The organism is Citrobacter sp. LJND-P06 (genome assembly GCF_058188415.1).
Window position 1 is genome coordinate 3,957,917 of the sequence record NZ_CP187317.1, and the last position, 11,676, is coordinate 3,969,592.

The 11,676-nt window shown below is 56.2% G+C and carries 11 protein-coding genes; 6 read left to right on the forward strand and 5 right to left on the reverse strand.

Translation table 11 applies throughout. The features are described from left to right. Positions 1-23: 23 nt before the first annotated feature. Positions 24-1,304 carry a DUF445 domain-containing protein gene (locus tag ACO7SM_RS18715; RefSeq protein WP_490468757.1) on the forward strand — a complete coding sequence of 427 codons (1,281 nt, stop codon included), beginning with the start codon at positions 24-26 and terminating at the stop codon, positions 1,302-1,304. Positions 1,305-1,419: 115 nt separating this feature from the next. Here the strand turns inward: ACO7SM_RS18715 and bglB are convergent, their stop codons facing one another. From bglB to ACO7SM_RS18730, 3 genes are all read right to left on the reverse strand, one after another. Continuing rightward, the gene (bglB, locus tag ACO7SM_RS18720) at positions 1,420-2,502 is read right to left on the reverse strand and encodes a beta-galactosidase BglB (protein WP_490468758.1); all 1,083 of its coding nucleotides are present in this window, start codon (positions 2,500-2,502) and stop codon (positions 1,420-1,422) included. Beyond that, on the reverse strand, positions 2,499-3,656 hold the full coding sequence (locus ACO7SM_RS18725; RefSeq protein WP_490468759.1) for a hypothetical protein: 1,158 nt from the start codon (positions 3,654-3,656) through the stop codon (positions 2,499-2,501). The genes bglB and ACO7SM_RS18725 overlap by 4 nt, the downstream gene beginning before the upstream one ends. 241 nt (positions 3,657-3,897) lie before the next feature. Continuing rightward, positions 3,898-5,571 (reverse strand): hypothetical protein, encoded by a 1,674-nt coding sequence (locus ACO7SM_RS18730; protein WP_490468760.1) that lies wholly within the window; start codon positions 5,569-5,571, stop codon positions 3,898-3,900. A gap of 224 nt (positions 5,572-5,795) precedes the next feature. Here ACO7SM_RS18730 and ACO7SM_RS18735 point away from each other — a divergent pair, with 224 nt between their 5' ends. The 5 genes from ACO7SM_RS18735 to hypT all read left to right on the forward strand — a co-directional run bounded on the left by ACO7SM_RS18735 (position 5,796) and on the right by hypT (position 10,455). Further along, positions 5,796-6,959, forward strand: a complete 1,164-nt coding sequence (locus ACO7SM_RS18735; protein ID WP_490468761.1) for an MFS transporter — start codon at positions 5,796-5,798, stop codon at positions 6,957-6,959. A 185-nt stretch (positions 6,960-7,144) separates the two neighbouring features. Continuing rightward, the gene (locus ACO7SM_RS18740) at positions 7,145-7,840 is read left to right on the forward strand and encodes a nucleoside recognition domain-containing protein (protein WP_490468762.1); all 696 of its coding nucleotides are present in this window, start codon (positions 7,145-7,147) and stop codon (positions 7,838-7,840) included. Then, the gene (locus ACO7SM_RS18745) at positions 7,837-8,298 is read left to right on the forward strand and encodes a YjiG family protein (RefSeq protein ID WP_490468763.1); all 462 of its coding nucleotides are present in this window, start codon (positions 7,837-7,839) and stop codon (positions 8,296-8,298) included. The genes ACO7SM_RS18740 and ACO7SM_RS18745 overlap by 4 nt, the downstream gene beginning before the upstream one ends. Before the next feature lie 12 nt (positions 8,299-8,310). Continuing rightward, positions 8,311-9,477, forward strand: a complete 1,167-nt coding sequence (iadA, locus tag ACO7SM_RS18750) for a beta-aspartyl-peptidase (protein WP_490468764.1) — start codon at positions 8,311-8,313, stop codon at positions 9,475-9,477. 69 nt (positions 9,478-9,546) lie between these two features. Beyond that, positions 9,547-10,455 carry a hypochlorite stress DNA-binding transcriptional regulator HypT gene (gene hypT, locus ACO7SM_RS18755; protein WP_203359061.1) on the forward strand — a complete coding sequence of 303 codons (909 nt, stop codon included), beginning with the start codon at positions 9,547-9,549 and terminating at the stop codon, positions 10,453-10,455. 7 nt (positions 10,456-10,462) lie between these two features. Here the strand turns inward: hypT and cuyB are convergent, their stop codons facing one another. Beyond that, positions 10,463-11,197, reverse strand: coding sequence for a cysteate racemase (gene cuyB, locus ACO7SM_RS18760; RefSeq protein ID WP_490468765.1), 735 nt, complete (start codon positions 11,195-11,197; stop codon positions 10,463-10,465). Between the two features lie 335 nt (positions 11,198-11,532). Continuing rightward, the gene (locus tag ACO7SM_RS18765; RefSeq protein ID WP_490468766.1) at positions 11,533-11,667 is read right to left on the reverse strand and encodes a hypothetical protein; all 135 of its coding nucleotides are present in this window, start codon (positions 11,665-11,667) and stop codon (positions 11,533-11,535) included. Positions 11,668-11,676 lie beyond the last annotated feature (9 nt).

The following is an 11,676-nucleotide window of genomic DNA, read 5'->3' on the forward strand; positions in this document are numbered from 1 at the left end:
CGCCTCCCTCTATCCTTACCCTTATGAATAAAATCGCTGAACTCAAACGTGCCAAGTTGTTGGCGCTCTCTTTGCTGCTGATGGCGGCGGCAACGTTTGTCATTACACTCTTTTTGCCGCCCAACTTTTGGGTGCTGGGCATTAAGGCGATTGCCGAAGCCGCGATGGTCGGCGCGCTGGCCGACTGGTTTGCGGTGGTGGCGCTGTTTCGCCGGGTGCCGATTCCGTTTATTTCTCGCCATACGGCGATTATCCCGCGCAATAAAGACCGGATCGGCGAAAATCTTGGCCAGTTCGTCCAGGAGAAGTTTCTCGATACGCAGTCACTGGTGGCGCTGATCCGCCGCCACGAACCGGCCAGCCTTCTCGGGAACTGGTTCAGCCAGCCGGAAAACGCCCAGCGGATAGGGCAGCATCTGTTGCAGATAGTGAGCGGTTTTCTGGAGCTGACCGACGACGCCCGCATTCAACGGCTGATCAAGCGCGCGGTGCATAAAGCCATTGATAAGGTGGATCTTTCCGGCGCCAGCGCATTAATGCTGGAGAGTATGACCAAAAACGATCGCCATCAGGCGTTGCTCGATACGCTGATTGCCCAGCTTATTTCCCTGCTCCAGCGCGACAGCTCGCGGGCGTTTATCGCCCAGCAGATTGTGCGCTGGCTGGAGACGGAGCACCCGCTTAAAGCGAAGATTTTGCCGACCGAATGGCTGGGAGAACACAGCGCCGAACTGGTTTCAGAGGCCGTCAACTCGCTACTTGATGATATCAGTCACGATCGCGCCCATCAGATCCGCCATGCCTTTGATCGCGCGACGTTTACGCTGATCGACAAGCTCAAACACGATCCGGAAATGGCGTTGCGGGCAGAGAACATCAAAGCGTATCTGAAAGAAGATGAGGCGTTTAACCGTTATCTCGGCGAACTGTGGGGCGATGTCCGTCAGTGGCTGAAAGCAGATATTAATGCCGCGGATTCCCGCGTGAAGCAGCGGATCGCACATGCCGGACAATGGTTTGGTGAAACGCTGGTCGCCGACGAAGCGCTGCGCGCATCGCTGAATGGTCATCTGGAACAGGCCGCGCGTAAGGTCGCGCCAGAGTTCGCCGCGTTCCTGACGCGCCACATCAGCGACACGGTCAAAAGCTGGGATGCGCGGGATATGTCACGGCAAATTGAGCTGAATATCGGCAAAGATTTGCAGTTTATCCGCGTCAACGGCACGCTGGTCGGCGGCTCTATTGGCCTGGTGCTGTATCTGCTTTCGCAAATTCCATCTCTGCTGACGCTGCCTAATTTTTAGTGCTGGCGGTTTGCCTGGCCTTGCCGGATGGCGGCTTCGCCTTATCCGGCCTACAAAACCCTGCGCCGAGTCTGTAGGCCGGATAAGGCATTTATGCCGCCATCCGGCAAAAACGCTATCGCGTGACGTCGAGCCAGTTTCCCTGGTCCATTTCCAGCAGCAGCAGCATGGTCAGCGCCTGGGCATACGGCACCGGGGCTATCGCGATGTCACAATAATACTGAATATCCCAGCCGAGCATCGTCCCGCGTGAGGCTTCCAGCACCAGCCCGCCGTCGTCCACCCGCGCCATCACGGCGTCGAACGCGCGCAGCGCACTGGCGCTGACGGAATCATCCAGAATCCCCATCCGCACGCCGCGCAGCATCCCGTAGGCAATGCCCGCCGTGGCGGACGACTCCTGCGGTGACAGCGGATCGTCAAGCACCGTATGCCACATGCCGTTCTCGGCCTGTAACTCGCAAAGCGTACGTACCTGGCGCGCCACCACCTGCGACAGAAAACGCCGCACGCTGGTGTCGAGATGCTCGCCCATCAGCTCGATAAACTCCGGGATCGCCACGGTGATCCACGCGTTGCCCCGCGCCCAAAATGCCCCGGCGTAATGGTGTTTATCCACAAACGTCCAGCCGTGATACCACAACCCGCTCGCCGGATCGCTGAGATAACGCGTGTGCAGCAGGAACTGATATCCCGCTTCATCAATCAGATCCTGACGTTTTAGCGCAATGCCCGCCACGCCAAGGAACAGACAGGTCATAAACAGCGTGTCGTCCCACAACTGACCGGTATTGGCTTGCTCTTTCACCACATGCTGAAAACCGCCCTCTTCCGTTTTCGGCAAATCACGCAGCAGCGCATCCGCCCAGTCATTGACGACGGCTAACAGATCCTGGCGTTGATGGTGTTTCGCCACCAGCGCCAGCGCGATCATCGGCGCCGTGGTGTTGATCTGCATCTCCGGCAACCCTTTGCCGATCTGCGTTTCATACCAGGTGAGGATCGACTGTTGCAGCGCCGTGTCCTGCTGGAAATCCGCAAAACGCCAGAAGCCGTACAGCCCCACGCCGATCTCCCATTCCCACTCTTCAAAGTGGATCGAAAAACCGTCGCTGGTGCCCACTTCATCCAGGTTTTTCAGTCGGCAAAATCCGCGAACCACCCGATCCAACGTTCCCATCAGTGCATCACGATTCATGCCTGAACTCCTTTCATCAGTCTGGTTGCACGATCGCGCAGGCTCGCATCGTCTGCCATGAGGGCGAGCGCAGACAGCCCGCGATAATCAACGGGATAACTTACGCTTGCATTCAATTCAGCCAGCCCCTGTGTTTCAACCACGCTCAGCCAGTGTTCCAGCCGCGCGTTGGCGATCGCCTGCTGCTCGCGCCCTTTGCGGCACGAAGCGATAAACAATTCATCCGGGAAACTCTGCCCCGCCAGATACTGCGCGGCATGGAAAGCCAGCGCGTGATTTTCGGTGTCGAAGCACATCGCGTCGCATCCGCGCTCATCCCGCCAGTAGCGGTAGCCCATCAGCGTGGATTTTATGCGGCGAAACAGCACCTCAGAAAAGTATTCGCCCTGGTGACAACGCCAGATTTGCAGCAGCGGCAGTACAGAGAACACCGAACCTTCTTCGCGTGCGCTGATGCGCTTAAGAGCGCTGTACAGCAGCGTTTCCGCCTGAGGGCCGTATTCGCGCTGTTGCATCAGCGTCAGCAGGTGGCTGGCGCAGACGTTGGTAGGGGAAACCACCGGATGCTGCGACACGCACTGATGTTCAGCCAGCACCTGAGTGTGGGGAAACGCCGCGCTCAGGGCTTCCGCGCCCAGATAAACCATGTGCAGAGCGCAGAAAACCTCGCGCTCCGCCAGCTCATCCAGGTGGATAAGCAGACTGTTTTTTCCTACGCGTAACGGGATTTCAACGTCGGTATGCTGCATCAGATTGCGCGTAAACGGCGTGAAACAGACGACCTGAGCGCCCTCACACCAGACTCGCACGCCGCCGCAGGTGCCCAGACGAAACGCGAAGGTTCCGGTGGACGGCGCGTAAAGATCAATCGCCAGCCAGCGCTGAATGTGAAACGGCAGCGGGCGGAAGTCAGGAAAAGAAACGACGCCGTGCTCGTCGGCAATAACGGCTTCATTGCAGGTCAGGGCCGCCGCGGAGTCGACCGCACGCTGCGCCAGGTTTTGGCGAAACACGTCGCGACAAAATGATTCACTGGCCGCCGGGTCTGCACCTTCGCCCGTGTAAAACTCGGCAAAGCGTTCTGTTTTTGCCGCTGAAAACAGGAAACGCGTCAGTGCGTCTCCCTGTACCACTTTCCAGTCACCCTGTGACATATTTCCTCATCTCCAGCAGGATTCATGCGATGGGCGGTATCATCAGCGGGTTTGATTTTTGAGGCGAGCAACCGTTTTTGGGGAATATCGGGATATGCCTGACAACTCACAATTCGGAAAATACCAGGCGATAGAGCGTGATTTAGATCACATAATATTGTGGGTGATGAGCATGCTGTGTGACGCAGATCACGCCAAATTTGAGACACCCTCAATTTGAGTGATCTGCATCACATAAAAATCACCCTTTCAGGATTTTAAGCTCTTCGCTCAGGCTGTCTGCCAGCGACCGCACCCGCGAAGCGTCGAACAAAACGTGCAGACCAGGCGACGCATCCGCGTGTTTCGCGCAGTAATCTTCCAGCTCAGCCGCACTGCGGTACAGCTCCTGAATGTTGATCTGGCAGATCTCGCGCATACTCCAGCTATTCTCCGCTTCGTGGGCAAAACGCAGGGTGAAAAAGGCTTTCTGGGCATGTAAAAACAGGTGGCAGTAGAGCGCAAACCCTTGCCACTCCTCCAGCCAGCGACGTTTTAGCGCGTAAGGGAAGGCCGCCGTTTGCGCAAAACTCAGCGCCTGTTCACGCAGCGCTGCCGCAGCCTCCCGGGCTTCGTCTTTTTCACTGGCGATACGGGAGAGGCAGGCGGCGGAGGTTTCGACATCGCTGCGATCGAAAGTGATGTCCCGCTCTGAGCCGGGTAGCCAGTGGTTACGGTTAAGCTGCCCGTACAAACTCCAGACCGCCTGGCCGTAGCTTTCCGGCACCTGGCTGTGGCGGTGAAAAACATGGTCACGTACGTAGGTGGCCTTGTACAGCACCTGCCCCGCCTGCTCCATCAGCGAACAGAACGTCTCAAACGTTTGTGCGTCGGGGCGCCAGCCGTAAGTTTCATCCAGCCACCAGGTCATCAGTTGCGCTTCGCTATAGTGCGTTGCGCTATTGGCCAGCATCCGGCTACATGCCACCAGATTACAGGCGCTCAGGGTGCCCATAATCCAGTGGTTATCGACGCCTTCCCAACTGGCTTTACAGACCGCGCCACGAATCGCCGGGTTGCTGCGACACCACAACAGTCTTCCCTGCAATTCATTGATACGCGGGAACGGAAAAACGCCCCAGCCGACTTCTTCGCCGACCAGGTCGATGTCGGCCCACACTTCACGTTCGCGAACCTGCAACAGCGCCGGGTTGTTGGGAAAGGAGGGCCAGAATCGTTCTGGCGTGAGTTTGATGGAGACGCTGACGCTCTCCGGCAACGGGCGGATCGCCGCCAGCACATTGCCGAGATCGTGGTTCCCGGCAGGGAATACGCGCAGAACCAGATGTTTGTTTTCCGCCTGCATCACGCGGGATAACGTATTGAAACAGCGGCTGTAAATGGCAAAACTGCGCTCATCGCGCTGGGGCTGGGTTGTGTCGTCATCCGACGGTAACTCCCAGTTAGGACGCGAAACCGGCAACAGGCCGTCGGTGTTGGAAATCGCCACCAGTAAACCGGTGAGCGCCGGAATGCGCTGACAAATCAGCGAGACTTTGTCGGCGAGATACCCGCACCAGAAATCGACGTCAAACCGGACGCCGCGACCCGGTTCAAACAGTTGCGGATGCGCCAGCAACAGATCGGTCGGAAAGTTAAATTCTTTGGCTTGCAGATAAAAGCGCAGCCCTTTTTGCTGACAGAGTTTTCCCAGTCGGTTGAGGTAGACGCAGCGGGCGCGCTGCTGGCTGGAAAGGCGGTCGTTATACTGATGCGGCGTGTAGCCTTTGGGGGAAACCAGTTTGTCGAACAGATCGACCTGCCCAACAATAAGGGTATTAAAATCATGCGCGACGGCCCATTCGACCAGTTCACAGGCTTTTTCCCAGTTCCAGTACGCCTGATTGTTAAGCTCCAGCGCTCGCGTTTGCCACATCTTCGTTTACCTCTACCACACGTTTTCGCCCGTATAGATAGCATAGAACAACGCGCTTGTGCGCTGACACCGCACGATATCACCCTTCTTTCAGAACCTGTGCTTACCGTTAATTATGGATGTCGCCGCACTGGATTTAGCAATCGTTAATTATTTTACTTTTTATTATCATTTGCCTATGTATGATAACAAAACAGTCATGAGAGAAGGAAAGAGAAGACGGCATGATTCAGGGGAACACGGATTCGGATCGCTATTCCATCAGGACGTCGCTTTTTGGCCTGCTGGTGCTGGCGCTGGGCATGGGGATTGGTCGCTTTCTGTATACGCCAATGCTGGCGCTGCTGCTGACGGAAGGTCATTTCTCGTTCAGCCAACTGTCGTGGATTGCCAGCGCCAACTATGCCGGGTATCTGGCGGGAAGCCTGTTGTTCTCCTTCGGCCTGTTCCATCTTCCCTCGCGTTTACGCCCCATGCTGCTGACCTCGGCCGTTGCGACCGGAGGGCTGATCGTCGCCATGTCGGTGTTCACGCAACCCGCCCTGGTGATGCTGATACGTTTTCTGGCGGGGGTCGCCAGTGCCGGAATGATGATTTTCGGCACCATGACTGTGCTGCACCATACGCGCCATCCGTTTGTTATTGCGTCTCTTTTTTCCGGCGTTGGCGCGGGGATTATTCTGGGTAATGAGTATGTGATCGCCGGGATCCAAAGGTCGTTAGCCTCTCCAGCACTCTGGCTTGGGGCGGGCGCGTTCTCCGGCCTGTTACTGCTGTTGCTGGCCTGGCTGATGCCCGGTCGCGCTCACGCGTTGCCCCCTGCGCCACTGGCGACGTCGCGAAATCCCGTCATGCGCTGGTGGCAACTGGCGCTGCTGTACGGCCTTGCCGGATTCGGCTATATCATCGTCGCCACCTATTTACCGCTGATGGCGCGTGATGCGGGCTCACCGCAAATCGCCTTACATCTCTGGTCACTGGTGGGTCTGGCGATTATTCCAGGCTGTTTCGGTTGGTTGTGGGCGGCAAAACGTTGGGGAGTATTGCAATGCCTGACGGCGAATCTGATTATCCAGGGCGTCTGCGTGATGCTGACCCTTGCCAGCAATGCGCCGCTTTTGCTTATTGTGAGCAGCATTGGCTTTGGCGCCACTTTTATGGGCACCACCTCTCTGGTGATGCCACTGGCACGCCAGTTGAGCGTTCCGGGCAACATCAATCTGTTAGGCGTCGTGACGCTGACCTACGGCATCGGTCAGATCGTCGGCCCGATGTTAACCAGTATGCTGGGCAGCGGTTCAGAAGCGTTGACTTACGCCACGCTGTGGGGCGCCGCCGCGTTGTTTTTCGCAGCCACCATCAGCGCAATACAGCTGTATAAACGTTAGCGCCCGCCACGGCGTAAACGGATCAATACCCTCCCCCTCTCCCTAAGCTATGCAAGAAACGCATAGCTCGAAACATACTTGCATTTTCCCCATTTCCCTATGACTGATAAGGTCATTCAGTTTCAGGCCCAATATGGCCTGTCGCTGCAAACACACATTATCAAAAAAATATAACGGGGTTCACTATGGCGCAACAAGCGGAACAAGCGGAACAAGCGGCCATACCGCTTGCAACGGAAAAGGTTGGAATTAAAGGCTATCTGGCATTTTTTCTGACCATCATTTTCTTTTCAGGTGTTTTTTCAGGGAGTGACGGATGGTGGCGCGTTTTTGATTTTACCGTGCTGAATGGCGGGTTTGGTCAACTTCCCGGCAGTGCAGGACACGCTACTACGTCATTTCGCGGTGCGGGTGGCACAGGGGCAAAAGATGGCTTTCTGTTCGCGCTTGAACTCGCCCCGTCGGTCATTCTCTCTCTGGGCATCATTGCCGTCACCGACGGTCTGGGCGGTCTGCGGGCGGCTCAACAACTGATGACCCCGATTCTTAAACCGTTGCTGGGTATTCCCGGTATTTGTTCACTGGCGCTCATCGCTAACCTGCAAAACACCGATGCGGCAGCCGGGATGACCAAAGAGCTTGCACAGGAAGGGGAAATTACCGAGCGGGATAAAGTCATTTTTGCGGCGTACCAGACCAGCGGCAGTGCCATTATCACCAACTATTTTTCCTCCGGCGTCGCCGTATTCGCGTTTCTCGGCACCTCCGTGATCGTCCCACTGGCGGTGATCCTGGTCTTTAAATTTGTCGGCGCGAACCTGCTGCGTCTCTGGATTAACTTCGAAGAACGTCGCCACCCTCTGCAAGGAGCACAATCATGACCACTCAGGTTCGCAAAAACGTCATGGATATGTTTATCGATGGCGCCCGTCGCGGTTTTACCATCGCCACCACCAACCTGCTGCCTAACGTTGTCATGGCGTTCGTGATTATTCAGGCCTTAAAAATTACGGGCTTACTCGATTGGGTGGGGCAAATCTGCCAGCCTGTCATGGCGCTGTGGGGACTTCCCGGCGAAGCGGCAACCGTTCTGTTAGCCTCGCTGATGAGCATGGGCGGCGCCGTCGGCGTCTCTGCAAGCCTGCTCATGGCCGGAGCCCTAAGCGGCCACGACGTCACGGTTTTGCTCCCGGCCATCTATCTGATGGGGAATCCGGTACAGAACGTCGGTCGCTGTCTCGGGACTGCCGAAGTGAATGCCAAATACTATCCCCATATCATCGCGGTATGCGCTATTAACGCATTACTTTCAATCTGGGTTATGCAGCTTATTGTTTAGTAAGGAGTCATCATGTCTGATTTATCCGCCGCAGAGTTTACTCTGTTGCAGGGGGCGCATCTGTATGCGCCAGAAGACCGGGGAATTTGCGACGTGCTGCTGGCCAACGGCAAGATTATTGCCGTTGATAGCACGATCCCGGCAGACATTGTACCGGACTGTACGGTCATCGATTTACACGGGCGCATTCTGTGCCCGGGTTTTATCGATCAGCACGTTCATTTGATTGGCGGCGGCGGTGAAGCCGGCCCCACCACACGGACGCCGGAAGTCACGCTGAGCCGCCTGACCGAAGCGGGGATCACCACGGTGATAGGCTTGCTGGGCACCGACTCCGTCACCCGCCATCCTGAATCCCTGCTGGCGAAAACCCGGGCGCTAAATGAAGAAGGGATCACCGCCTGGATGCTGACTGGCGCTTATCATGTTCCTTCGCCGACCATCACCGGTTCCGTGGAGAAAGATGTGGCGCTGATCGATCGCGTTATCGGCGTGAAATGCGCGGTCTCCGATCATCGCTCTGCCGCGCCAGGCGATTATCAACTGGCCAGCATGGCGGCGGCATCCCGCGTTGGCGGGCTGCTCGGCGGCAAGCCTGGCGTCAGCGTGTTCCACATGGGCAGCAGTAAAAAAGGGCTGCAACCGCTGTATGACATTCTGGAAAACAGCGATGTGCCGATGGGCAAGTTGCTCCCGACCCACGTAAACCGCAGCGAATTCCTCTTCGATCAGGCGCTGACCTTCGCACTTAAAGGCGGCACTATCGATATCACCAGCGGTATTCCCGGCCCGGTGACGCCGCCAGAAGGGATCGCGCGCGCGGTGAAAGCGGGCGTGCCGCTTACCCAGGTCACGCTCAGCTCTGATGGCAACGGCAGCCAACCGCTGTTTGACGCGGCGGGCAATCTGACGGGCATTGGCGTTGCCGGTTTCGACAGTTTGCTGCAAACCCTGCACGCGCTGGTTAACGACTACGGTTTTACGCTGACCGATGCGCTGCGCCCCCTTACCACCAGCGTGGCGACGTTTCTGAACCTTGCCAGTAAAGGCGAAATCCTCCCCGGTCGCGACGCCGACCTGCTGGTGATGACGCCGGAACTGCGCATTGAGCAGGTTTACGCGCGCGGGAAACGGATGGTCGTGGACGGTAAAGCTTGCGTAAAAGGGACGTTTGAGTAGGTCGAAACGGTTGTCAGCCGTTCGAATGAACGTAGAATGCGCAAACGAGCGGCTGACAGGTATACAGGAATGGACGAGAGTGGTGCAGGTTTGCATAACATTGAAACGAAATGGCTTTATGATTTTCTGACCCTGGAAAAGTGCCGTAACTTCTCTCAGGCGGCGATCATCCGTAATGTCTCACAGCCTGCGTTCAGTCGGCGGATCCGCGCGCTGGAAAGCGCCGTGGGCGTCGAACTGTTTAATCGCCAAATCTCTCCGCTACAGCTTTCTGAGCAGGGAAAAATCTTTCATTCTCAAATTCGTCATTTGCTGCAACAACTGGAAAGCAACCTGACGGAACTGCGGGGCGGCAGCGATTTCACACTGCGTAAAATCAAAGTTGCCGCGGCGCATTCGCTTTCCCTCGGCCTGTTGCCGGGCGTTGTCAGAGCGATGCCCACGCAGTTTACCTGGTCGGTTGAGGCGATCGATGTCGATCAAGCTGTCGATATGCTGCGGGAAGGACAAAGCGATTTTATCTTTTCTTATCACGACGAAAATCTGTTGCAGGCGCCGTTTGCCAACATTCGTTTGTTCGAGTCGCAACTCTTTCCCGTCTGCGCCAGCAACGAACAGGGGCAACCCCGTTATACCCTTGACCAGCCTCACTTCCCCTTGCTGAACTATAGCCGCAACTCCTATATGGGCAGGTTGATAAATCGCACGTTGACCCGCCACGCCGAGCTCAGTTTCAGCACGTTTTTTGTCTCTTCAATGAGTGAGTTGTTAAAGCAGGTCGCGCTGGACGGCTGCGGCATCGCCTGGCTGCCGGAGTATGCCATTCGCCAGGAACTCAGCAGCGGACAGTTGATCGTGCTGGACAATGACGCGCTGGTGATCCCAATCCAGGCTTACGCGTACCGCATGGACACGCGCATGAATCCTTTAGCGGAGCGTTTCTGGCGGGAACTGCATAACCTTCACGCCGCCCCCTGAACGTCATTCAGGCATGTGCAAACTGTTCCGATGCCAGCGCTGTCTGCGTATCCGGCCAGGACTCATACCAACGAATGGCGGCACGCACCAGTGACGCAGTCGAGTCGATAAAGCGGCAACCAGCCGCGTCCTCATGCCCGGACACGATAAGTGGAATTTCGGTACACCCCATGATGATCCTCTGCGCGCCACGGGAAATCAGTCGTTCGATTTGCGGAAATAACAGCTTTTCTGCCGCCGCTTTATCACCGCTTTTCAGAGCATAAATGGCCTGCATCACCTGTTCCTGCCCCGTTGCTTCCGGCGGGATCAGGGTGAGTCCTCGTGCCGTCGCTTTTTTCTGATACAACCCTGTCGCCAGCGTGGCGTTTGTCGCCAGCAGACCCACGCGTTTGACTGACGCAGGGATTTCACCCAGGGTCGCATCCAGAATGCTGATCATCTCAACCTTTGCCACGGCCCGCAGATCCTCAAACCAGTAATGCGCGGTATTGCAGGGGATCACGATACATTCCGCCCCCGCCTCTTCCAGCATATGCAGATAACGCTCAAGATAGAGATAGGGTGAAGGGCCACCGGATAATAAACAGGCCGTGCGATCGGGGATATCCGGGATAGAGCTCACAATCAGCGGAATATGCTGCTGATCGCAGTTGGCGTCGCGTAAGTAAACAAACTTTTCCAGCATATCCGCCGTCGCTGCTGGCCCCATTCCACCTAAGATCCCAATCGTATGTTTCATCGCTTTCTCACTGCTCAGCTTGAGTTCAGAAACACACTATCAGCATGATGTTTAGGTAAAAAATGCCGTTTTATTAGCGGCTATGCGTAAAAATCATAGCCCCCTCTTCCCGACGACGGCCGGTTGCCACTGTGAACAAAAAGCTTTACACCTTCACAAAAGAGAGAACGCGTAGACTATCTTTTAAGCGCCTCCAGAGCAGAATAAAATAGCGCCGATGTTTCAAATAGAGGATTGTTGTTATGTTGTTCTGGAAAAAGATGGTGAGAAAAATCGACGCGTTCGCCATGTTGCTCCCACCAGCCTACTTCCGGGTGTAAAACCAGGCAGGCCTGTCACCGACAGGCCTGATTCCCTTTCCCTTCTTTGCTTTTACGCAATCCGGATGTTCTTAACACCACCACCCACATCCGTAGCCAGGTATATCGATACACCAGCGGATGCTGCCAACTGAGTAATGTCAGAAACATAGCGACTCC